This window comes from Corallococcus sp. AB045 (assembly GCF_003668895.1).
GTDB lineage: Bacteria > Myxococcota > Myxococcia > Myxococcales > Myxococcaceae > Corallococcus > Corallococcus coralloides.
The window spans coordinates 14848-37845 of the sequence record NZ_RAWN01000024.1; the positions used below are offsets into that span (position 1 = coordinate 14848).

The following is a 22998-nucleotide window of genomic DNA, read 5'->3' on the forward strand; positions in this document are numbered from 1 at the left end:
ATGGTCCCCAGGCGAGAGGCCTGGGGCCTGGAGGGCCGCTCGCTTCAGCGCAGTGTCGGGGCGGGCTTCCTTTCGAGCGGGTGCCCCCGGGTGCCCGCGGTCCATTCCTCCCAGACGTTGAACGACTTCATCTGCTGGCCCAGGTCGGTGTCGCGCACGAGTGCTTCCACCTCCGCGCGGCTCTGCCGGGGCAGCTTCTCTTCCATCGTCGCGAAGCCCCACGCGAGCGCGCCCACCACGGCCGCGTTGGCGCGCAGCGTGCGCGCGTCGCACTGTTCGAATTCATCCGAGCGCGCGTGGTAGTTGGGCCCGTACGTGGCCGGCTCCTGGTTGGCGATGAGGTTGGCCACGCCGTGCATCATGAAGTCGAAGTTGTCGGTGCCCACCACCGGCACGTCCACCTGCGTGAAGGGGCCCAGGCCCGCCACCGGCTTCAAGGCCTTGTCCACCAGCGGCACCAGCGCGGGCCGGCCGTTCGTGTAGAAGCCGGTGATGCGCCCGCAGCCGATGTCCACTGACAGCGCCAGCGTGTGCCGGTCCAGCTCCACCGCGTGCGAGCGCGCATAGCCGGCCGAGCCGTACATGCCCTGCTCCTCGCCGTTCCACAGCGCGAAGCGCAGCGTGCGCGCGGGCTTCAGGCCCAGGCGCTGCATCTGCCGTGCGAGGTCGAGCAGCATCGCGACGTTGGCGCCGTTGTCCAGCGCGCCGCCGCCCAGGTCCCAGCTGTCCAGGTGTGCCCCCAGCACGACGACCTCGTCGGGATGCGTGGCGCCGCGAATCTCGCCGATGACGTTGCGTGCCTCGTAGGGGCCGCCCGTTCGCAGGTCCAGCACCGCGGTGAGGTTCAGCGCCTTGCCGGAGCGCAGCAGCCGCAGCGCGCGCTTCGCGCCGTCACGCTCCATCACCAGCATGGGGCGGGTGTTCCTGGGGCCCACCGAGACGCTGTGCCGGTAGAGCTGGTTGCCGGGCCGGCTGCCCATGTAGACGACGCCGGCCACGCCCGCGGCGAACGCACGGGACTCGATGGTCGCCGCCTCGTCGTACTCGCGGAAGAGCCCGTCGACGTCCTTGAGCTCGTCGGTCTCCACCAGCAGGTATGCGCTGCGCGCCTTCGTGCCCAGGCGCTTGAAGTCCGCCTCGGTGCCCCGGCCCACGTCCAGCAGCGGCGCGGTGAGGCCTCCCTTGGGCGTGGCGGTGGAGAAGGGCATCGCGGCCACGCGCGGGGCGAAGCTCACGTCCTGGCCCTTCACGGACGCGGTGGCGGCGCGCTCCAGCCACAGCGCCGGCATGGGGAAGGGCTCCGCGCGCGCCGTCACGCCCGCGGCGCGGAAGCGCTCCAGCGCCCACGACACGGAGCGCTGGTTGGCTTCGGAGCCCGTGGCCCTCCCGCCCACTTCATCCACCAGCGAGCGCAGGTCTTCCAGCATGGGCGTTGCCCCCAGCACGCTCCCCATGAGCAGCGCGGCTTCGCGCTCACGCACGGAAGGCGGGGCCTCCTCGGCCCAGGTGGGAGCCGGGAGGGCCAGGGCGAGGGACAGCGCCGCGAGGCGGAGGAGCGGACGGGGAGGGGACATGCGGAGGCCACCGGGGAAGAGGACGGCGCAAGCATCCCCACCCCGGCCGTTCTCCGGCAAGCACGAGTCTCCATCCGGGCGTCAGCGCATCTTGAGCACCACCCGGAAGCGGGCCTTGTTGCTCATCATCCGCTCGTAGGCCTCCGCCGCGCGGTCCAGGGGGAACACCTCGTTGCGCGAGCGCACGCCCGCGAGCGCGCTGAAGGCCATGGCCTCCTGCGAGTCCTGGGGCACGCCGCTGGGCCAGCCCTGGATGCGCGTGCGCTTCATGATCAGGGACAGGCTGTTGACGGGGATGGGCTCGGAGCCCGCGCCCAGCAGCAGCAGGGTGCCGTTGCGTCCCAGTCCTCCGACCAGCTCGCCCGCGAGGCTGCTGCTCGACGCGGTCATCATGATGACGCGCGCGCCTCCGAGCTTCTGGAGGGCCTCCGCGGGTGGGCCCTTCTCCGTGTCGATGTATTCGTGCGCGCCCAGCTCCATCGCCAGGGGCTTCTTGTCCGCGCCACGCGAGATGGCGGCGGTGCGGTAGCCGAACTTGCTGGCGTATTGGATGGCCAGGTGGCCCAGGCCGCCAATGCCTTGCACCGCGACCAGGTCCCCCGGCCGCGCGCCCATGTTGCGCAGGGAGTTGTACGTGGTGACGCCCGCGCAGAGCAGGGGCGCGGCATCCTCGGAGCTCATCCCCTCCGGGACCCGGGCCAGCGCCTCCTGGGGCGCGACCAGATACTCCGCGTAGCCACCGTCGTAGCTGATGCCGCAGATCTGCTGCTTCTCACAGGTGACGAAGTCGCCGCTGCGGCACGCGACGCACTGACCGCAATGGCCCCCGTGCCAGCCCACGCCGACGTGCTGTCCTTCCTTCCAGGCCGTCACGCCAGGGCCCACCCGTTCGATGCGGCCCACCACCTCGTGGCCCGGCACCCGGGGATACTGGATGGGCATCCAGCCTTCCTTGGTGATGGCATCGCTGTGGCAGACGCCACACGCCTCCACCGCGATCCGGACCTGTCCGGGACCGGGCTCGGGGATATCGCGCTCGACCACTTCGAGCGGGCCTCCCGCCTTCTGCACCTGCATTGCCTTCATCTTCCTGGCCATGGCGCCTCCTCGGGGGGAGGGATGGGGATGACGCGGTGCGGGCGCACCTGGAGTGAGGATGAACGCCAGGCAGGTGAGCGGGCAGGGAGGACAGGGCCCGTCCTCCGGGTTGTTCAACAAGCGTCCGGGTTGACGCGGCGTGCGCGTGCTCCGAGGCTGGGCGCCTCACAACAGGGGCGTGACGATGACTTCCAGCCGTTCGACGAAGCTCGCGGTGATTGGCAGTGGTCTCATGGGCAGCGCGCTGGCGCGAGCCTTCGCCGCGGCGGGGCACGACGTCGCGGTGTGGAACCGGACGCCGGGCAAGGCCAGGGCCGTGGGCGGTGGCACCGTCGCGTTCGAGAGCCTGGTGGAGGCCGTCACCGGGCGAGCGCTCGTGGTCGTCTCGTTGTCCAACTACGCGGCGTGGTCGGAGTTGGTCGCCTCGCAGGCCGTCGCGTCGGCACTCTCCGGAACGACACTGGTCCAGCTCACCAGCGGCTCACCGGCGGATGCGCGTGGAGGCCTGGAGTGGGCGAGGGCCCACGGCGTGGACTACCTGGACGCGGCGATCCTCGCCTATCCCGCGTTCGTGGCCACCGACTACGCGACGGTCTACTACGCCGGGTCGCGAGCCGTGTTCGACCGGCACCAGGAGACGCTCCAGGCCATCGCCAAGAACTCCGTCTACGTCGACGAGAAGATCGGCTCCGCCGCGACGCTCGACTGCGCCATCCTCGAGGCCTACTACGGAGGCTCCCTGGCGGTCCTCCACGCCGCGGCGATGTGTCAGGCCGAGGGGCTGGACCCGAAGGCCTTCTTCGCCCAGAAGAACTCCTTCCTGGGCTTGATCTCCGTCACCGCGGACGCGGCGCAAGACATGATCGCGCGCAACGACTTCACCGGCCAGCAGTGCAGCCTCAACACCCATGTCGCGGCCATCGAGCACATCGTCCGGCTGAGCACGGACGCCCGCATCAGCGCCCGCTTCCCGCGGGAGCTGCTGGAGAACTACCGGCAGGCCCTTGGCGCGGGGCTGGGTGAGCAGGAGTTGCCCGCAGTGTTCCGCACGCTGAAACAGGACTGAGCCCGTTCCGTTCCGCCAACGCCCTGGTATGTCGCCGCGGTGAACCTGCTGGCGGGTCCAAGCCCGTCAGCTGCACCACGAACGTTGAACACCAGGAGCGACGAGTGATGCGGATGCGTCGGATGTGGCCGTGGGCTCTTTCGCTGGCGGCCGTGGGATGGGCGGAGGCCTCTCCGCCCGCGAAGCCGGACAGCGAGCGCGTGGCGATCGCTCCCGTGGATCCGGCGTGTTCGCCGGTGGAGAACTGGCGCTGCCTCTGCGTGGGAACGCCCGGCACGGCGACCGCCCAGCTCGCGGAGATTGGCGTGGACCTGAACGCCTTGAAGACGGACGGGTGGCCCTGCGTCCAGGGGGACTTCGACAAGGATGGCCAGCCGGACTACGCGTTCCCGGGCAAGGGCTACTCGTGCAACGGGGCCGTGCCGGTGCGGGTGCTGTTCACGAAGGACGGGAAGGTGCGGGAGGTGCTCGCCCTTCCTCGCGAGGTGAGCTGCCTCCAGCTCTACGGCATCCGCTCCAAGCCAGGCCCCCACGGCGAGCCCAAGACGGCGCGGCAGGGGCTGGTCGACTGGGGCGAGGGCAACGCCACGTGGGTCTACCTGTTCAACGGAAAGAAGTGGCGGGCGTCCCGCCACCTCTCCGAATAACGCCCGCGCGCCTCTACCGGCCGGACGCGGACTTCTTTCCGACGGCGGGCTTCACTGCCGCCGCCTTCGCGGGGGCACCCTTCGCCGGAGTCGCCTTCGCGGGGGCACCCTTCGCGATGGCGGGGTTCCGCTTGGCGGCCAGCTCCGGGATCAACAGCAGCTCGATGCGACGGTTGCGAGCACGGCCCTGCGGCGAGGCATTGGCCCCCAGGGGCCGCGTGTCGCCGTAGCCGGCCGCGAGCATGCGCTTCGCGGGAACGCCGCCCTTCTCCTGGAGGAAGCGCACCACGTTGACGGCGCGCGCGACGGACAGCTCCCAGTTGGTGGGGAAGGTGGCCTGGAGCTTCTGCGTGGGCGGCGAGTCGTCGGTGTGGCCCGACACCTGGATGAGCTTGTCATCCACCTTGGACAGCACGCCGCCCAGGCGGGTGAGGACCTCCTGGCCGCGCGTGCTGATGCTGGCGTCGCCTGAATCGAAGAGGACCTTGTCGACCAGGTCCACCTGGAGGCGGCCTCCGTCCTGCGACAGGCGGATGGCGCCCTCGGCGATCTCCTTCTTCAGCTTGTCCTGGAGGTCCTCGTAGGTGGCCTTGAGCCGGGCGAGCTCCGCCTCCTGCTCCTGCACCGTCTGGCTGAGCTGTTCCTTCTCCGTGTTGAGCTGATCCTTCTCCGTGGTCAGCTTCGCGTGCTCCGCCTCCAGCGCGGCCAGCTTCGCTTCCAGCTGCTCCTTCGCGGCCTCCGCTTCGCTGGCCCGGGCAGTGGCGGACGCAGCCTCCGCGTCCGCGCGGGTCGTGCTGCGATGCGACAGATAGAGCACCAGACCCGCGAGCACCGCCACCAGCGCCGTCACCAGCCAGGGCCCCCAGGCCCTTCCGCGTTCCTCTTCCATGTTGCGACCTCCAGGGTGGAATGGACGGAGGCCACGCTAGTGAAAGCGCCCGGGTGCGCCTCAAGGCGCCCCGGGTGTGTGCAGGTGTCTGGAGGTGAATTGTTCCAGCCAGGGCAGCCGAAGTGCGCCGCCACTGGCGTGGACGTCAATACATGGCGCAGACGATGCCGACGCAGTTGCCCGCGGTGTTGTTTCGCGCGACGTTTCCGCCGCCGTCATAGGCGGTGGGCGCGTAGATGCCGAAGCCCGTGTTGTTCAGGGCAAGGTTGTTGATCACCGTGGGTGTGCTGGGCGGCTCCACCCGGAGTCCGTCCCCGTCGTTGGACAGGAACTGGTTGCCGCGGACGATGCCCGTGAGCGGGCCTGGGGTGGTGGGCCCTTCGCGGGTGGACAGGGTCAGGCCGCTCGCGTTGTCATGGAAGGTGCTGCCGTCGATGTAGACGGTCTCGGCCGCGACCTGGAGCCCCGTGCCGTTGTGGACGGCCAGGGTGTCGAGCATCGACAGCTTGATCGGATTCCAGACCGGCTCGGAGGCGAGCGCGAATGCGGCGTTGTTCGCGATGAGCGTGTTCTCGAACCGAATTTCGTTGCAGGTACGGAAGCCGGGGTCATTGCGGATCTCACCCACTGCGTCGTTCCACGCGATCGTGCTCGACCTGATGCGGATGAGGCCGTCCCAGCAGTTGAAGGCGTTCCCATTGGACGTGAACGTGGAGTCGAGCACGTCGATGCTGTGGAAATCCGCGAGCATCGCGAGTTCGTTGTGGGTGAACACCGACGACCTCACGTCGAAAGAGCCGGTGGACGCATCAATCTCCCCCCTCATCCCGACGCTCTGCCCACTCACGCGGCACTCCGTGATGAGGAAGGCCGTCGCGGTGGCCTCGTTGAAGACACCCGCGTAGCCGTCGAGGAGCGCGAGCTTGTGGAGGCGCACGTTCAATGGTCCCGAGCCGCCAAGAACCATGATGGCCCGGCCGAATCCTTGAATCGTGCCATTGCGCACCATGCTGTTGGCCTGCAGCGTGATGCCTTGCGAGTAGATATCCGCCGGACCCGTGCGGCGCACGGTGTGGCCGCCCAGATCCAGGACGACGCCTTCGCCCGCGACCCGGAGCGCGAAGGGCGCCGAGCTGGGGCAGTAGAGATCGCGCGTAAGTCGCGTGTGCTCGGTGATCGTGTCTCCACACCGGACGTGGGAGCCGCCGGTGTACACGACCGGGGCTTCCGCGTCGGAAGGCTCCGTGTCACGGGCCTGCGCCTCGGGCGCCCCCGTGAGCAGGGTGGTCACGGCCATGGCGACGACGAATCCGCGTGTCTGTTTCATGCTGCCTCCCCAGCCGGAGATGTCCGGCCTCCGGCGGAAGAGGCTGGGCACGGTGCTCCAGATGGCTTCCCCCCCAGTGGGAGCAGCACGCCGCCCGGAGCGCGACACGGTGGTGCTCAAAAGGGCGAACAGACGATGCCCACGCAGTCGCCCGCGGTGTTGTCTCGCGCGACGTTTCCACCGCCGTCGAAGGCGGTGGGCGCGTAGATGCCGAAGCCCGCGTTGCCCAGGGCGACGTTGTTGATCACCGTGGGGGTGCTGGGCGGCACGACCCGGAGTCCATCCCCGTCATTGCTCAGGAACTGGTTGCCGCGGACGATGCCCGTGAGCGGGACGGTGGAGAGGCCGACGCGGTCCGACAGGGTCAGGCCGCTCGCGTTGTCATGGAAGGTGTTGCCGTCGATGTAGACGGTCTGGGCCGCGACCTGGAGTCCCGTGTCGTTGCTGACGACCAGCGTGTCGAGCATCGACAGCTGGATCGGCTCCCAGACCGGGTTGGCAGGAGGCGCGAACGCGGTGTTGTTCGCGATGAGCGTGTTCTCGAACCGCATCTCGCTGCAGACGCGGGCGTCGTTGCCGTCGTTGGGAATCGTGCTCACGGCGTCATTCCACGCGAGCGTGCTCGACCTGAAGCGGATCCTGCCGTGCCAGCAGTAGGCGGCGCTCTCATTGGACGTGAACGTGGAGTCGAGCACGTCGAAGTCATGGAAGTCCGCGAACATCGCGATCTCGTTGTGGGTGAAGATGGATGACCGTATGTCGAAGGTTCCCGTGGACGCATCGAACTCGCCGCTCATCCCTCTGCCATTCCCGCTCAGGCGCGAGTCCGTGATGAGGAAGTTCGCATAGGACGCCCGGTTGTAGACGCCGATGCCGTTGTCGAGGATCGCGAGCGCATGCAGCCGCAGGTTCAGCACGGGTGAGCCGTTGGTGGTAGAGATGCCGCTGACGAATCCCTGGACCGTGCCATTGCGCACCATCCTGCCGTTGGCGACCACGATGCCATGAGAGGTGGAGTTCGCCGGACCCGTGCGGCGCACGGTGTGGCCGCCCAGATCCAGGACGATGCCCGGGCCGTCGACCCGGAGCGCGAAGGGCGCCGAACTCGGGCAGTAGAGATCGCGCGTAAGTCGCGTGTGCTGAGTGATCGTGTCGCCGCACCGGACGGTGGCGCCTCCGGTGAACACGACCTGGGCTTCCGCGTCGGAAGGCTCCGTGTCACGGGCCTGCGCCTTGGGCGCCCCCGTGAGCAAGGTGGTCACAGCCAGGGCCACGGTGAATCCACGCGTCTGCTTCATGCTGCCTCCCAGGGCCGGAGACGTCCGGCCACCGGCGCAAGAGGCTAGGCACTGCGCTCCAGACGGCTTCCCCCCCAGTGGGAGCAGCACGCCGCCTGGAGGGCGACACGGTGACGCTCAGAAGGGCGAACAGACAATGCCGACGCAGTCGCCCGCGGTGTTGTCGCGCGCGACGTTCCCGCCGCCGTCAAAGGCGGTGGGCGCGTAGATGCCAAAGCCCGCATTGCCCAGGGCGACGTTGTTTATCACCGTGGGGGTGCTGGGCGGCTCCACCCGGAGTCCGTCCCCGTCGTTGCTGAGGAACTCGTTGCCTCGGACGATGCCCGTGAGCGTGCCACCGGCGGGCCCTTCGCGGTCGGACAGGGTCAGGCCGCCCGCGTTGTCATAGAAGGTGTTGCCGTCGATGTAGACGGTCAGGGCCGTGGCCTGGAGCCCCGTGCCGTTGTTGACGACCAGCGTGTCGAGCATCGACAGCTTGTACGGCTCCCAGACGGGAATCGAGTAGGGCGCGATCGTGGCGTTGTTCGCGATGAGCGTGTTCTCGAAGCGCATCTCCTCGCAGGCCCGGGGGCCGTCACCGTCGTTGGGGATCGAGCCCACGGAGTTGTTCCACGCGATCGTGCTCGACCTGAAGCGGACGCGGCCTTCCCAGCAGTAGATGACGCTCTCGTTGGACGTGAACGTGGAGTCGAGCACGTCGATGTCATGGTAGTCCGCGAGCATCGCGAGCCTGTTGCCGGTGAACACCGACGACCTCACGTCGAAGCTGCCGCTGGACGCGTCGAACTCACGGCTCAGCCCGGTGGCGCTTCCGCTCACGCGGCACTCCGTGATGAGGAAGTTCGTGGTGGCAGCGTTGTAGACACCCGTGTAGTTGTCGACGAGCGCGAGCTTGTGGAGTCGCACGTTCGAAGCGTCCGAGCCGTCAGGCGTGGCGATGCCCCGGCCGAATCCCTGAACCGTGCCATTGCGCACCATGCTGTTGGCCTGGAGCTCGATGCCCGGTGTTTCGGTAGTCGTCGTCCCGGTGCGGCGCACGGTGTGGCCACCCAGGTCGAGGACGATGCCTGCGCCCACGACCCGGAGCGCGAAGGGCGCCGAGCCCGGGCAGTTGAGATCCTGCGTGAGGAGCGTGTGCTGGGTGAGGGTGTCACCGCACCGGACGGTGTGGCCGGTGGTGAAGATCACCTTGGGCTCCACGTTGGATGGAACCGTGTCACGGGCCAGGACGTCGGGCGCTCCCGTGAGCACGGTGGTCACAGCCATCACCATGGCGAATCCGCGTGTCTGCTTCATGCTGCCTCCCCCGGGCCGGAGACGTCCGGCCACCGGCGGAGATCCTAGGGAAAGCACCCTCCGCATCATCCCGCCCATGGGTGGCAGTGCGCCGCTGGCAGGGCGACAGCATGAAGGCACGGCGGGGTGACGTGGATCTCCATGACGAAATGGGGGGAGCGGGCCTCACTGTGTGGGGGAGTGCCATCGCCAGTCATCGCTGTTTCCACGGCCGCGCGCGCTTTCTCAGAGCGAGAGATGAAATGCCCGCTGTGTCGGGTATCTGGCACACGCATTGCCTTTGCGGCGCGCATGATTTCGCGCGACGCGATGGCTCCTGGCACCTGGCGACGCTCCGTCGGGTGGGCCCTGATTCTCTTCGTGTGGACAGCCTGCACTGGCGTTGTGGGTGGGCCGGCTGATCATGACGTGGATCCGTCAGGCTCGACGGACGCAGGGTGTGAGGACCCCACGCCTTCCGGTGCCCCCGACGCGGGCGAGAAGAACGACATGCTCGCCCCCAGCCGGCTGCTGCGGCGGGCCTCGCTCGCGCTGCGCGGGACGCCCCCGACGGACGAGGAGTTCGCCGCGCTCGAGGCCGCGGGCGACGACGCCTCGCAGCGGGCCTTCGTGGAGCACTTCGTCGACGAGACGCTCGGGCAGCCCGCGTTCTACCGGACGATGTTCGAGCAGGCGCGCGACTGGTTCAACATCCCGCTCGTGCCTCGCACCGCCGACGCGCCGGAGTACGGCGTGCAGCAGCAGCGGTCCATCCAGCGCTGCCCCGCGGGCACGGCGAAGGCTGGCGCCTGGAAGTACTTCCGGGGTGAAGACACCGCCTGCAGCGGGGTGAAGGTGGATGGCACGCCCGTGGAGGAGCTCACCGTGGAGCCGTGGTGGGCGCCGGGCACCACGGTGACGCTGGTGGGGGCCGCGGCCAACACCTCCGCCACGGGTACCGGATCCGTCAACGGCACCCCCGTGCCCCTCACCTGCGCCACCGCTGGTCCGGTGGGCACCTGCGGCTGCGGCCCCAACGCCGTGCGCTGCCACGCCGACTTCCAGCAGTACGCCGGCTGGGAGGACTACCTGCACTACGCCGAGCAGGGCCAGCGGCGGCTCGTGTCCGAGGAGCCCGCGCGCCTCTTCGCCCACCTCGCGTGGCACGACCGGCCGGTGACGGACCTCATCCTCGGCACGTACTCCGTCGCGCCCACCCGGCTGCAGGCCGCGTACGTGATGCAGGGCCTGGAGGGCGGCGCGACCGGGCTTCTCGACGACGACTCCTGGTGGCGGCCGTCGCGCTTCCTGGGTGCGCCGGTGGATCCGGAACACGCACCGGGGGATCCGCTCGCCTGGCGCGAGTATCAGGTCCCCGCGCGCAATCCCTTCCTCCTCGCCGAGCGCGACTACCGCTACGACCCTCGCATCCAGGTGGATCCCTCGCGGGGCATTCCGGCCGCGGGCATGCTCACCAGCCTGGGATTCCTCACGGGCTATCCGCGCGAGCGCGTGCGCGGTGCGCGGGCCCTGGAGACGCTGGCGTGCGAGGTCCTCTCGCCGCCCCTGGGGCAGAAGTTCAACGAGTACCGCCGCGACCCGGGCACGGAAGGGCCCTGCCAGCACTGCCACCGACGGCTCGACCCCGCGGCCATCCACTTCAAGCGCTTCGCGAAGCAGGGCTCGGCGTCCGAGGGTCATGGCGCGAAGTACCTGATGCCCGGCGTGGGCACCACCTGGCATTGGCCCATCCAGTGGCGCAGGGGCGTGTACCCCTACGGCGGAGATCCGTTCAGCCACTGGAACCGCTGGTACACGGCCGACACGCTGCTCACGCCCATCACCGAGGCCCAGGAGCAGGTGAACCCCGAGGCCGTCTTCCTCGACTTCCTCCCTCCGGATCAGACGCTGCTGGGGCAGGTGGGGGACGGGACGGTGGGCCCGCTCGGCTTCGCCAAGCTCATTGTCGCAGCGGGGGCGTTCGATCGCTGCGTGGTGCGGCACCTCCATGCGCAGGTGCTGGGGCGGGACATCGACCCGGCGCGGGAGGCGGGCTACCTGGACGCGCAGGTGGCGCGCTTCGTCGCGCAAGGCCGCAAGGTCCGCCCGTTCGTCAAATCCCTCACGCAGTCCAACCTCTTCCAGCGGGGGCGCTGACATGAACCGCTTCGCACTCCTCCTTCTCGTGCTTCCCGTGGCGTTCGCGTGCGGCAGGGACACCCCCGCCACGCAGGCTCAGAACGCCTGTGGCACCCCGGCCAGCTCCGAAACCGTGCGCATCATGCAGGGCCTCAAGCCGCACTGTGAGGGCTGCCACGCGCAGGGCGCGCGTGGGTACTTCGCTTCCACGGACGCGTTCCAGAGCCTCCTGGTCTCCGATGCCCGGCTGGTGAAGGCGGGCAGCCCGGATGACAGCGAGCTGATCCGCCTGCTGGAAGGCCGGGGCATTGCCGCCTTCAAGCAGATGCCCATCGGGGAGAAGTCCTACGCCCAGCTCGTCTCGGAAGGCACGGCGACGCTGACCGTGGCGGAGGTCCGCGCGTGGGTGCAGGGGCTTGGCGCGCAGCAGCGCGACGAGCGCCCGGACCCCGATGCGTCGCGCATCACCCGCATGAACGCGACCCAGGTGCAGCGGGCGCTGTACCAGCAGCTGGGGCTCGGCCACGACGACTTCTTCACCTCCGCGACGGAGTTCGGCATCCCGATGGCGGAGCAGCGCAGTGACGACCTCTACCCGCTGCAGCCGCCGGACGCCGTGCCAGCTCCGCGGCAGCAGCCCCCCGCCGAGCGCTTCTATGGGCTGGGCGGAGGCTCGGTGATGAACCAGACCTCTCCGGACCGGAGCGCATCCCCCACGTTCGCGCTCACGCTGACGCAGGTGTCCCAGCGGTGGTGCCGTCTGGCGTTGGCCAAGACGGGCAACGTGGCGCTCTTCCCGGCGGGCACGCAGCGCACCGCAGACCCCGTGGAGGTGAAGGCCACGCTGCGCCGCTGGTCCCTGCACTTCCTGGGCGAGCGCTTCTCCGACGCGCAGGTGGACGCGCTCTACGCGGATGTCTTCGTGCCGCTCTCGACACCGACGGACACCGAGCCCGCCTGGGTGGGCGTGTGCTCGTACTTCATCCGTCACCCGCACTGGATCTTCTACTGAAGGGGCACCCCATGAAGCTCTCTCGCCGCAAGCTGTTCGAGCTGGCCCTCGGGGCCACGCAACTGGGACTCATGGCGCGCTTCGGGCTGTCCACGGCCTCGGCCGCGCCAGTGCCGGGACGCCCCACCAAGCTCCTGGGCATCTGGCTGGACGGAGGTCTGCACTGGGAGAGTTTCTTCTCCCCGCTGTCCCGCGCCGGCATCAACAAGTTCATTCCCCCCGCGCAGGGCGGCGTCATTCCCGTGGGCTACCTGCCGGAGCAGGTGGAGAACTTCGACCGCTCGCCGGTGGACCTGGATGCGCCCGGGCCGGTGCGCAAGCTGCGCGGGCCCATCTACTGGAACTGGGCGAACCCCGCCGACGCGCGGGGCACGAACCCTGTCGTGAACAACCAGCAGATCTACCGGCCGTGGGGCTATGCGTGGGCGGACCCCACGTACAAGCTCTACGAGAAGGCCGCGCTGCTCGTGGGCGCGGACCAGAACACGGCCGCGCACACGAGCGGCATCGTCGCCAGCATGTGCGGCGTGGCGGGCGCGAGCTTCCGCGCCCCGGCGGTGCAGGCCGTCATCGCGAACGCCATGGCCCAGCGCTTCCCGGACCGGCCCATCCCCAACGTCAGCCTGGGCGGTCAACTTCCGACCGCGTTGGGACTGCCCGCGCTGGCGAACCCGACCGTGCTGCGCTCCGCGGTATCGGTGGAGCCGACGCTGTCCGACAAGCGCGACAGCGCCTGGAAGGGGCTCCGCGCCCGCAGCGACGTGCCGGACGTGGCCTTCGACGGCTCGGCGCTTCCGGGGACGGTGCCGCTCACGCCCGTGGACGCGGCGCTCATGAAGGCGCTGCGCGCGGAGCGGGGCGTGTCCACGAGCGGCACGGACGCGATGCTCGAGCAGCTCTATGACACCTACAAGGGCGCGAGCCGGACGATCCGCCGTGACATCCTCTCCGTGCTGGGCAACACCCTGGCGTGGGAGAAGCTCAAGGCGGACCCGAGCTACCCGGAGAATTGGACGGCGTGCATCGGCTACGCGGACGCCTGCGGCACGGGTCCGTCGATGGGGTCCTATGACCTCGCCTTGCGGCTGTTGAAGTCCGACCTGGTGACGTCGGTGAACCTGCGAGCCACCAGTTTCTCCAACAACTCCTTCGACACCCACAGCGCGAACGGCGTGCAGATGCACACCAACCACCTGCGCATCGCGCTGGAGATGGTGGGGCGGTTGTGCATCGAGATGAGCCTCACCCCCAGCAAGTCGGACCCGTCCCGGTCGCTGCTGGATGAGACGCTCGTGTACGTCTACAGCGACTTCGGGCGGACGTTCCCGAAGCAGGGGAGTGATCACCACCCGGCGACCTGCGCGCTGCTCGTGGGCGGCGGCATCCAGGGCAACCAGATGCTCGGCGGCTACGACGAGACGATGAACGGCTCGCCCATGGGGGCGCCGGTGTCGCTGGTGGAGGAGGACGGGAGCCGAGGCTCCCGTGCGCCGCGCTCGCAGGACATCGCGGCGACGGTGATGAACGCCTTCGGCCTGGAGCCGGGGAAGGACTTCTTCATCCCCGGCGGCTACGGCGTCTTCGACGGCGTCGTGAAGGGGTGAGCTACTTCAGCGTCGACGTGTCGATGACGAACCGGTACCGGACGTCGGAGGCGAGGACCCGCTCGTAGGCGTCGTTGATCTTGCTGGCGGGGATGACCTCGATGTCCGCGCCGATGTGGTGCTTCGCGCAGAAGTCCAACATCTCCTGCGTCTGCGGGATGCCGCCGATGAGCGAGCCGGTGAACACCCGGCGGGGCATGATCAACGAGAACACGTTGAGGGAGAGCGGCTCGGAGGGGGCGCCCACGTTGACCAGGGCTCCGTCCAGGGCCAGCAGGGACAGGTAGGCGTCCACGTCGATCTTCGCGCTCACCGTGTTCACGATGAGATCGAACGTGCCCGCGAGCTTCCGGAACGTCTCCGGATCCTTGGTGGCGTGGTAGTGGTGCGCGCCCAGCCGCAGGCCGTCCTCCTTCTTGCTCAGCGACTGCGACAGGACGGTCACCTCCGCGCCCATCGCGCGAGCGAACTTCACGCCCATGTGCCCCAGGCCGCCCAGGCCCACGATGGCCACCTTCTTGCCGGGGCCCGCGCCCCAGCGGCGCAGCGGCGAGTACGTCGTGATGCCCGCGCACAGGAGCGGCGCGGCGGCGTCGAGCGAGATGCCCTCGGGGATCTTGAGGACGAAGTCCTCGGTCACGACGATGTGGGTGGAGTAGCCGCCCTGCGTGAACTGGCCGTCCCGCCCGGTGGCGCCGTAGGTGCCGACCATGCCCTTGAGGCAGTGCTGCTCCTCCCCCTTGCGGCAGGACGAGCAGTCGCCGCAGGAGTCCACCATGCAGCCCACGCCGACGCGGTCGCCGACGGCGTGCTTCTTCACCTGGGCGCCGACGCTGGTGACGATGCCGGCGATCTCATGGCCGGGGACGATGGGGTAGGTCGTCTCGCCCCACTCGCCGCGGACGGTGTGGATGTCGGAGTGGCAGATGCCGCAGTACTTGATCTCGATGAGCACGTCGCGCGGGCCAAGCTCCCGGCGCTGGATGGCCAGGGGGCCGAGCGGTGACTTCGCGGAGGTGGCGGCGTAGGCGTTGGCGGTAGGCATGTATCTTCTCTCCAGGAGCAGTGGGGCCGGTGAGCCCCGTTCACGTGGGAAGAGAGATACGCGCCAGCCCCGTGGATGACTACGCGCGAGGAGCCAATAGGCTCTTAACGCGTGCTTAACAGTGGCTTCGGATACGGTCCCCGCGAATGAATACGGCGCCCTTCACGCAGTTACAGGTCTTCCTCGCCGTGGCCCGGCTGCGCAGCTTCAGCGGCGCGGCGCGCGAGCTGGGCGTCTCCACGGCCGCGGTGAGTCAGGCGGTGCGGCAGCTGGAGGAGCAGCTGCGGGTGGTGCTGCTCACGCGTACCACGCGCAGTGTGGCGCTGACGGACGTGGGCCGGCGGCTCGTGGAGGGAGCAGGCCCGGCGGTGGGGCAGACGCTGGCCACGCTCCGCGAGGTGTCCGCGCAGCCCGGAGAGGCCGTGGGCCGGGTCCGGCTGACGGTGCTGACGGCGGCGGTGCCCTACGTCATCACGCCGGTGGTCCCCACCTTCCGTGCACGACACCCACGCGTGGAGGTGGAGGTCGTCATCGAGGACCGTTTCGTGGACATCGTCGAGGAGGGCTACGACGCGGGCGTGCGGCTGAGCGAGTCCATCCAGCGCGACATGGTGCAGGTGCGGCTCACGGAGGCGTTCCGCTTCGTGGTGGTGGGGTCGCCGGGCTACCTCGCGCGCCACGGCACGCCCCAGCGTCCCGAGGACCTGCTGAAGCACGAGTGCATCACCTTCCGTTCGCAGACGACCGGAACGCTCTACCCGTGGGAGCTGGAGCGCGGACGCAAGAACTGGCGGGTGCCGGTACGCGGGGGCGTCGTCACCAATGACATCCATCTGCCCTCGACCCTGGCGGAGCAAGGCGTGGGGCTGGCCTATGCCTTCGAGCCGGCCGTGGAGGAGCGGCTGCGCACCGGGAAGCTCGTGCGGGTGCTGGAGGCCTACGCGCCCACCGTGCCCGGCTTCTTCCTCTACTACCCCAGCCGTGCGCAGCGCTCGGTGCCGCTGCGCCTCTTCGCCGAGGCGGCCCGGGAGCTGGCGGCCAAGGCCGTGTGAGCGGGTGGGGTGACTCCGCGCGGGGGAGGCCCTAGCCTCGCGGCGCGTGCTGAACAGTGAAGCCCAAGAGGGTCCTCGCGAATGAATACGGCACCCTTCACCCAGCTCCAGGTGTTCCTCGTCGTGGCGCGCCTGAGCAGCTTCAGCGGCGCGGCGCGCGAGCTGGGCGTCTCCACGGCGGCCGTGAGTCATTCGGTGCGGCAGCTGGAGGAGCAGCTGCGCGTGGTGTTGCTCACCCGCACGACGCGCAGCGTGGCGTTGACGGACGCGGGCAGGCGGCTCGTGGAGACCGCGGGACCCGCGATGGGGCAGGCGATCGCCGCGCTCGGGGAGGTGGCCGCGCAGCCGGGAGAGACGGTGGGCCGGGTCCGGCTGTCCGTGCCGCGGGCGGCGGTGCCCTACATCATCACCCCGGTGGTCCCCACCTTTCGCGCGCGTCATCCACGCATCGAGGTGGAGGTCGTCATCGAGGAGCGCTTCGTGGACATCGTGGCGGAGGGCTACGACGCGGGTGTGCGGTTGAGCGAATCCATCGAGCGCGACATGGTGCAGGTGCGGCTCACGGAGGCGTTCCGCTTCGTGGTGGTGGGCGCCCCCAGCTACCTGGAGCGCCACGGGACGCCCCAGCGCCCGGAGGACCTGCTGAAGCATGAGTGCATCACGTTCCGCATGCGCTCCACCGGGGCGCTCTACGCATGGGAGCTGGAGCGGGGCCGCAGGAACTGGCGTGTTCCAGTGCGCGGGGGCGTGGTCAGCAGTGACAATCACCTGACGTTGGACCTGGCGGAGCAGGGCCTGGGGCTGGCGTATGCCATGGAGCCCGCGGTGGCGGAGCGGTTGCGCACGGGACGGCTCGTGCGGGTGTTGGAGGCCTACGCGCCCACAGTGCCCGGTTTCTTCCTCTACTACCCCAGCCGTGCGCAGCGCTCCGCGCCGCTGCGACTCTTCGTCGAAGCGGCGCGGGAGCTGGCGCTGAAGGCCGTGTGAAGGCGGATCAGCGGCCGGTCATCTTCTCCAGGGCCTCGGGGTAGCGGGCTCCCTGCGCCGTGAGCTTCGAGGCGGCATCCGTGAGGTCACGGACCTCGTCCACCGTCAGCTCCACCCGGGCCGCGCCGAGGTTCTCCTCCAGCCGGTGCGGCTTCGTGGTGCCCGGGATGGGGACCATCCACGGCTTGCGCGCCAGGACCCAGGCGAGCGCGAGCTGCGCTGGCGTCACCTTCTTCCGGGCCGCGACGCTGCCCAGCAGATCGACGAAGACCTGGTTCGCATCGCGGGCCTCGGGCGTGAAGCGCGGAAGGATGTTGCGGAAGTCGTTCTTGTCGAGCTGGGAGGCGTCGGGCAACTTGCCCGTCAGGAAACCCTTGCCCAGGGGGCTGAACGGCACGAACCCGATGCCCAGCTCTTCGAGGGTCGGGAGGATCTCCTTCTCCGGTTCACGCCACCACAGGGAGTATTCACTCTGGAGGGCGGTGACCGGCTGGACCGCGTGCGCGCGGCGGATCGTCTTCGCGCCCGCTTCGGACAGGCCGAAGTGCCGGACCTTGCCTGCCTGGATGAGATCCTTCACCGCGCCCGCGACGTCCTCGATGGGCACGTCCGGGTCCACGCGGTGCTGGTAGAACAGGTCGATCACGTCGGTCTTGAGCCGCTTGAGGGAGGCCTCGGCGACCTGCTTGATGTGCTCGGGCCGGCTGTCCAGGCCCTCCTGCTTGCCATCGGCGCTCAGCTTGAAGCCGAACTTCGTGGCGATGACCACCTGCCCGCGAACCGGGGCGAGGGCCTCACCGACGAGCGCCTCGTTCGTCCAGGGGCCGTAGACCTCTGCGGTGTCGAAGAAGGTGACGCCCTGGTCCACGGCCGACCGGATGAGGGCCATCATCTCCGTCTTGTCCGCGGGCGGGCCGTAGCCATGGCTCATGCCCATGCAGCCAAGCCCGATGGCCGAGACCTCCAGGTTGCTGTTTCCGAGTCTGCGCTTCTGCATCGTGTTCTCTCCCGTGTGCTTTCGCTGTGCGAAGAGAGATACGGCCCGGTGCCGCTGGGGACTAGACCCGGGGAGACCAACAGGCTGTTAAACGCAGGTTGAGAATGGAGGCGCCCGGTATCGCGGGTTGCCACGATTGACTTCCACGGGCACGCCCCTGGGGATGAGGTGAATGTTCAGTCGGAGACGGTGCTGGCGTGGACGTCTGTCATTGCCTTCCATGGCTGGCATCTGCTGCCGGGGTGCCTGCGTTTCGTGCAGGCACCTTCCCCTCACAACAGGAATGCCGATGAACGCGCTGAGGAAGTCCCTGATGGCCGTGTCCGCCGTCCTCGCCGTGGCCCCCGGCGCCGCGTTTGCCTATCCGCCGCAGTGCGATGAGGTCTGCTTCGAATACTGCCTCGACACTTGTTATGAGGGGACCTACCGCACCAGTTGTGAGGCGGCGGGATGGTGCTCCGCGTCCGCGCCTTCCAATGAGACCGCGTCCATCTCCCCGGAGCAGAGCCAGCGGTCCGAGGACACCGCGCCAGTCTGCGACTCCGCCCATCCGGGCTTGGAGCAGACTCCGTCCGCCGAGAGCTGAGCGAGCCTGATCACCCGCGGGGCCTGCCGTGTCCAGGCCTCGCGGTTCAGACGCCTGCGGGACGGAGAGCCGCCGACAACGCGTCGAGCGCACGCTCCTGCAATGCGGAGAGCCGCACCCCGGGCCGTGCCTGACGCACCCGAGCGAGTGCGGCCTTCGCATCCGGAGCATCCCCCCGCGCCACGAGAAACGCGGCGGCGATCATCCCGGTGCGCCCATGTCCCTGCGCGCAGTGGATGTAGAGCGGCCCGGGCAGGGCGGCCAGCTCACGAAGGACCGGTGCTACCTGCTCCACGGGCAACGTCGATGCGTCCAGGATGGGCAGGGACACGTACCGGCCCGCGGCGCGGATGCCTCCCGGTTCGATGAACTCGGAGGTCAGGTCCAGCACGGCCGTGACACCCGAGGGCAGCTCGCCGGGGAGCAGCCGGCGGCCTACCAGGACCCCCGGCACCACCTCGTCAAAGGCTCGCTCCCGGGAGAAACGCCGCGCCAGATGCCAGGTGCCCCACGTGAGCAGCAGGTAGGGCAGGAGCGCGAACACGGCCCACGGCCGCATCCGTCCGTCCGGTTGCTTCCCGAAGGCCCTCGCGCCCACTCCGGCATAGGCGAGCGCCAGGACCGCGAAGCTCAGCGCGGGCCACAGCAGCAGCCAGCCGAAGCCCTGGAGCCGCTGCGCCAGGAAGGTGAGGAGTGCCGCCGCGGTGGTGAAGACGAAGGTGTACTTCATGCGCGGCGCAGCGTAGCCGCTTCCCTATCGGGAAACCCGGGTGGCCTCCACTCGGCGGAGGCCGACCCGGAAGTGACGGCTACTGACTCACGACGCAGCCCGGCTGCGCGATGACACACCAGGAGGTGGCCTCGCTGACGCAGATGCTGTCCCAGGCCGTGGTGCAGCAGTACGGGTCGCGGTTGCACACCGAATACGTGCAGGAGTTGCAATCCTTGTTCAGCGACGAGCCCGTCGTACAGACGTTGTGGGTGCAGGCAGCGGCGGTACAGACGTTGCTGCTGGAGCAGACCTGCCCGGCGCCACAGGTGCCGCAGGTGAGGGTGCCACCACAGCCGTCGGAGATGGCTCCGCAGGTCTTGCCCTGGGCCGCGCACGTCGTCGGGGTGCAGGTGGCGGCGGAGTCGAAGACCTCGATGCTCGCCAGCGCCTGCATGTTGCCCTGGGCGTTGTAGGTCGTCCCTCCGAGGAACAGGACGCGGCCGTTCGGCAGCGCGACCGTGGGGTGGGCCACGCGGGACTGCGTCAGCGTTCCCACCGTGCTCCAGGTGCTGGTGGTGGGAGAGAACAGCTCCACCTGCATCGTGTTGTAGGAGCCACCGGCCATCAGGATGGTGCCATCCGGCCGCGTCACCGACGGCGCGGAGAAGTGCTGGACGGACGTGGCGCCGGTGTTCGTCCAGGTGTTGGTGGCCGGGTCATACAGCTCCGCCGCCGTGGAGTAGCCCGTCACCAGCGCCTTGCCGCTGGAGAGCAGTTGCAGGGTGTGGCCATTGCGGCCCGTGTTCATCGACGCGACGGTGGTCCACGTCCCCGTGGTGGGGTCCCAGAGCTCCGCGTGGTTGCTGGAGGACGTCGTGAAGTTTCCACCGCCCGCCACGAGCACGCGGCCGTCCGCGAGCCGCACCGCGGCCTGGCCCATCATCCCGGCGTTGAGCGAGCCGGTGGCCGCCCAGGTGTTCGTGGACGGCGTATAGACATAGGTCGAGGTGACGTAGCTCACGCCGCCCACCACCAGCACGCGCCCGTCCGCGAGCAGCGTGGCGCTGTGGTCGTAGCTGATGCGGGGCAGGGGAGCGGCGGCGCTCCAGGTGTTCGTGGCGGGGTCGTAGCGCTCGGCGGACGAGAGCACGCTCGAGTTGATGCCGCCCACGACCAGCACGCTGCCGTCCAGCAACCGCGTGGCGGTGTGAAAGCGGCGCGCGGTGATCATCGATGGACCGCTGACGGAAGTGGCCGTCGCCGGGTCATACAGCTCCGTGGTGGCGTACGTGCCCGTGGGCGTCCCTCCACCCGCCAACAGCACCTTGCCGTTGGCGAGCAGCGTGGCGGTGTGCTGGTAGCGAGCGGACAGCATCGAGCCACCGGACACGACGAGCGCGGACGCCTGGGAGGACACGACGTCCTCCCCGGGTAACTCGCTCTCGGGACTGCACGCGAGACACAACAGCAGGGGAACGACGGCCAAGGACATCCAAGAAGTGGTGCGCATGTGGGCTCCCGGAAAATGGGTCCGCGACCATGGCACGCGGTGTCTGGATTCCTTCCATGAAACATGAACACAAATCGGGTGTCTCAAGACACCCGGGCTTGTCTCAGGAGGCGGGAAAAGCCGGTCCTGAGCTGGATTCAGTCCACACAGACGAGGACACCGTCTCCGTGTTTCGCGGCCGTGACGTAGAAGGCCCGGAAGAACTCGAAGCGCTCGTGGAGCCACTGCCAGGCCTCGTTGATGGCATCCTCGCGCGGGCACTTGTAGACGCTCGCCAGGCTCAGGTTTTCGAAGGTGAAGTGCTCGCGAAGGGTGTCGAACCGCACGGCCTCCAGCATCCGGGCGATCCGCTCCACTGTCTCTGGCCGCGTGTAGCGCAGGGGCACGCCCTGACCCGCAACCACGTGCGGGGCGATCTTCGCCTCGCCATGGATCGCGATGCCGGCCAGCGAGTCGTCCTCCGTTCCCGGCGCGTTCCGGCGGCGGTCGGAGAGGACGAAGTGCAGGTGATCCCACCTCCGGTCGAGAGCCACCTGTTGCGTCGCCAGGTCGGGGCGGGTGCGCAGCATGTCTCGCACGGCGTCCAGGAGCAGGAGTTCGTCGGAGTCCGGACCGCCCGGAGCCAGGGTCTCCTCGCGCGGAGCCCGGAGCAACCGGGTGACGGACATCAGCCATCCGCCCACGCCGGTGTTCCGCCGCGCCAAATCCAGAAGCGGGGAACCGCCGGGAAGGGCCTGGTAGCTCGCATCGAGTCCCATGCGGTCCGTCCTAGCAGCTCCGCCGCCATTGTTTCAGCGGGCCCGTGCTACTTCGGCACCCAGACGGCGACCCAGTCGATCTGCACGTTGCCTGCGGCGCTGTTGCTCGGCGGCGTGCCGCTCAGGTCGGTCTCCGTCTGGATGACCCAGTGCATGGTCGTGTTCGGCACCCGGCTGGTCTTGTCCAGGATGACCGTGCCATCGAGGATGAAGCGGCAACGGCCCGGGGTCCATTCGATGATGGCCGTGTGCCAGGACGTGAACCGCGCGCTCGAGGACGCCGCGTCCTGATCCCCGCCCGACGTCCCGTTCTGCCGGTGCATGAACCCGGAGATGGTGCCGTTCAGGTCGCCCTCCGGGAAGTCGATCTCCCCATCGCGCGGCCACACCTCGCTGTCCGGCCAGAGCAACCACGCGACCTTGTAGCCGGGCACCGCGTCCGCCCGGAAGCGTATCGCGTAGCGTCCCGCGGGCAGTCCGCCCGCTGTGTTCGCTCCAGGGATCTTCGGTACCAGCGCAGCGACCCTGTGCACGCCGTTCTCGGTGTGCAGGTACTTGTTCAACACGCCGTTCTGGATGCTGACGACCTTCGACGGCGAATACGTCCCGTTCTTGCTCGTGTCCTTCCAGCCATCCGGGTACACGCCCCACTTCGACGACACCGCCGCAGGGAACTGGCCCACGGGCACCTGGGTCGTGAAGTCGTCGGTGAACACCTGCCGCCAGCCCGTGAGGTCACCCACCGGCATCGGCTCACCCGACGGATTCGAGCCGCCGCCTCCCGCCGTCTCCAGCGTGATGGCATCCACGAGGATGGCGTTGCCGGACGCCGCCTGGTTCTGGAGGACGTAGACATCCACCGTGTCTCCGACGCGCTCCACGGTGCCGCTGACCGTGATCCGCTGGAAGCCGGTCGTCAGCGTCGCGTCCGCCGTGAAGAGCTTGTACGTCGTGCCAGAGGCGTTCTTCTCCCGGAGGATGAGGCTGACGGGCTTGCCCACCGTGCCGCTGTTGCCCGCGGCGACATAGGCCGTCGCCGTATACGCCTGCCCTTGCGGCGCGTTCGGAATGCCGCTCTGCGCGCCGTCCAGCGAGTAGAGCGTCGCCGCGCCGCTGACGGTGACGCGCGCGACGTATTGCCCGTCCGGCGCTCCGGTGCGCGCCTCTCGCGTCAGCGTTCCCTGCCAACTGGACCAGCCGCTGGTGTTCGTCTCGAAGGACGTGTTGGTGATGACGGACGCCAGGGGCGCCTCGCTCTGGACCGGCGTGTCGGTCCCTTGCTCCGGGCTGCACGAGGAGGCCAGGGGGAGGGCCAGCAACAGCGCCAGGGCAGTGCGGAAGCGCGGCCTGCGAAGCACAGCGGACTCACTCATGACACTCTCCGTGAAAAGCTGGAAATAGCTGCATAGCTGTAAATACCAG

At 69.1% G+C, this 22998-nt stretch carries 20 protein-coding genes; 8 read left to right on the plus strand and 12 right to left on the minus strand.

Features of this window, described 5'->3' with window-relative positions; translation table 11 throughout:
- Nucleotides 1–44: 44 nt before the first annotated feature.
- Together D7Y21_RS08355 and D7Y21_RS08360 are read right to left on the minus strand one after the other, a co-directional pair.
- Nucleotides 45–1574, minus strand: coding sequence for a M28 family metallopeptidase (locus D7Y21_RS08355; RefSeq protein WP_121712394.1), 1530 nt, complete (start codon nt 1572–1574; stop codon nt 45–47).
- A gap of 81 nt (nt 1575–1655) precedes the next feature.
- Entirely contained in the window at nt 1656–2672 is a 1017-nt protein-coding gene (locus tag D7Y21_RS08360; protein WP_120566183.1) for an alcohol dehydrogenase, read from the minus strand.
- Between the two features lie 184 nt (nt 2673–2856).
- On the opposite strand from D7Y21_RS08360, the gene D7Y21_RS08365 reads away from it, so the two are divergent.
- Together D7Y21_RS08365 and D7Y21_RS08370 are read left to right on the plus strand one after the other, a co-directional pair.
- A complete protein-coding gene (locus D7Y21_RS08365; protein WP_121712396.1) occupies nt 2857–3738 on the plus strand; it encodes an NAD(P)-dependent oxidoreductase in 882 nt (293 codons plus the stop codon).
- Between the two features lie 107 nt (nt 3739–3845).
- Nucleotides 3846–4385, plus strand: a complete 540-nt coding sequence (locus D7Y21_RS08370; protein ID WP_233612025.1) for a hypothetical protein — start codon at nt 3846–3848, stop codon at nt 4383–4385.
- Between the two features lie 13 nt (nt 4386–4398).
- Here the strand turns inward: D7Y21_RS08370 and D7Y21_RS08375 are convergent, their stop codons facing one another.
- From D7Y21_RS08375 to D7Y21_RS08390, 4 genes are all read right to left on the minus strand, one after another.
- Nucleotides 4399–5274 carry a flagellar motor protein MotB gene (locus D7Y21_RS08375; RefSeq protein WP_121712400.1) on the minus strand — a complete coding sequence of 292 codons (876 nt, stop codon included), beginning with the start codon at nt 5272–5274 and terminating at the stop codon, nt 4399–4401.
- 145 nt (nt 5275–5419) lie between these two features.
- Nucleotides 5420–6601: a right-handed parallel beta-helix repeat-containing protein gene (locus D7Y21_RS08380; RefSeq protein ID WP_121712446.1), complete on the minus strand. Its 1182-nt coding sequence runs from the start codon at nt 6599–6601 to the stop codon at nt 5420–5422.
- 116 nt (nt 6602–6717) lie between these two features.
- On the minus strand, nt 6718–7899 hold the full coding sequence (locus tag D7Y21_RS08385; protein ID WP_121712401.1) for a right-handed parallel beta-helix repeat-containing protein: 1182 nt from the start codon (nt 7897–7899) through the stop codon (nt 6718–6720).
- 117 nt (nt 7900–8016) lie between these two features.
- Complete coding sequence (locus D7Y21_RS08390) at nt 8017–9195, minus strand: right-handed parallel beta-helix repeat-containing protein (RefSeq protein ID WP_121712403.1); 1179 nt, start codon at nt 9193–9195, stop codon at nt 8017–8019.
- 489 nt (nt 9196–9684) lie between these two features.
- Between D7Y21_RS08390 and D7Y21_RS08395 the strand changes: the two genes are divergently transcribed.
- The 3 genes from D7Y21_RS08395 to D7Y21_RS08405 are packed head-to-tail and all read left to right on the plus strand — an operon-like array spanning nt 9685 to nt 13929.
- Nucleotides 9685–11331: a hypothetical protein gene (locus D7Y21_RS08395; protein WP_233612026.1), complete on the plus strand. Its 1647-nt coding sequence runs from the start codon at nt 9685–9687 to the stop codon at nt 11329–11331.
- A 1-nt stretch (nt 11332) separates the two neighbouring features.
- Nucleotides 11333–12325, plus strand: a complete 993-nt coding sequence (locus D7Y21_RS08400) for a hypothetical protein (RefSeq protein WP_121712405.1) — start codon at nt 11333–11335, stop codon at nt 12323–12325.
- Nucleotides 12326–12336: 11 nt separating this feature from the next.
- Nucleotides 12337–13929, plus strand: coding sequence for a DUF1501 domain-containing protein (locus tag D7Y21_RS08405; protein ID WP_121712407.1), 1593 nt, complete (start codon nt 12337–12339; stop codon nt 13927–13929).
- Nucleotide 13930: 1 nt separating this feature from the next.
- Here the strand turns inward: D7Y21_RS08405 and D7Y21_RS08410 are convergent, their stop codons facing one another.
- Nucleotides 13931–14974: an NAD(P)-dependent alcohol dehydrogenase gene (locus D7Y21_RS08410; protein WP_121712409.1), complete on the minus strand. Its 1044-nt coding sequence runs from the start codon at nt 14972–14974 to the stop codon at nt 13931–13933.
- Between the two features lie 146 nt (nt 14975–15120).
- On the opposite strand from D7Y21_RS08410, the gene D7Y21_RS08415 reads away from it, so the two are divergent.
- A complete protein-coding gene (locus D7Y21_RS08415) occupies nt 15121–16026 on the plus strand; it encodes a LysR family transcriptional regulator (RefSeq protein WP_121712411.1) in 906 nt (301 codons plus the stop codon).
- An 81-nt stretch (nt 16027–16107) separates the two neighbouring features.
- Nucleotides 16108–17013 (plus strand): LysR family transcriptional regulator, encoded by a 906-nt coding sequence (locus D7Y21_RS08420; RefSeq protein ID WP_121712412.1) that lies wholly within the window; start codon nt 16108–16110, stop codon nt 17011–17013.
- 7 nt (nt 17014–17020) lie between these two features.
- Here the strand turns inward: D7Y21_RS08420 and D7Y21_RS08425 are convergent, their stop codons facing one another.
- Entirely contained in the window at nt 17021–18010 is a 990-nt protein-coding gene (locus tag D7Y21_RS08425; RefSeq protein ID WP_121712414.1) for an aldo/keto reductase, read from the minus strand.
- Between the two features lie 289 nt (nt 18011–18299).
- Between D7Y21_RS08425 and D7Y21_RS08430 the strand changes: the two genes are divergently transcribed.
- Nucleotides 18300–18596: a hypothetical protein gene (locus tag D7Y21_RS08430; RefSeq protein ID WP_121712416.1), complete on the plus strand. Its 297-nt coding sequence runs from the start codon at nt 18300–18302 to the stop codon at nt 18594–18596.
- Between the two features lie 46 nt (nt 18597–18642).
- Here the strand turns inward: D7Y21_RS08430 and D7Y21_RS08435 are convergent, their stop codons facing one another.
- The 4 genes from D7Y21_RS08435 to D7Y21_RS08450 all read right to left on the minus strand — a co-directional run bounded on the left by D7Y21_RS08435 (nt 18643) and on the right by D7Y21_RS08450 (nt 22949).
- On the minus strand, nt 18643–19326 hold the full coding sequence (locus D7Y21_RS08435; RefSeq protein ID WP_120566172.1) for a tyrosine-protein phosphatase: 684 nt from the start codon (nt 19324–19326) through the stop codon (nt 18643–18645).
- A 79-nt stretch (nt 19327–19405) separates the two neighbouring features.
- Nucleotides 19406–20725: a kelch repeat-containing protein gene (locus D7Y21_RS08440; RefSeq protein WP_158627256.1), complete on the minus strand. Its 1320-nt coding sequence runs from the start codon at nt 20723–20725 to the stop codon at nt 19406–19408.
- 230 nt (nt 20726–20955) lie between these two features.
- Nucleotides 20956–21576 carry a DUF1877 family protein gene (locus D7Y21_RS08445; RefSeq protein WP_121712420.1) on the minus strand — a complete coding sequence of 207 codons (621 nt, stop codon included), beginning with the start codon at nt 21574–21576 and terminating at the stop codon, nt 20956–20958.
- A 47-nt stretch (nt 21577–21623) separates the two neighbouring features.
- Nucleotides 21624–22949 carry a glycoside hydrolase family 16 protein gene (locus tag D7Y21_RS08450; protein WP_158627257.1) on the minus strand — a complete coding sequence of 442 codons (1326 nt, stop codon included), beginning with the start codon at nt 22947–22949 and terminating at the stop codon, nt 21624–21626.
- Nucleotides 22950–22998: the final 49 nt, after the last annotated feature.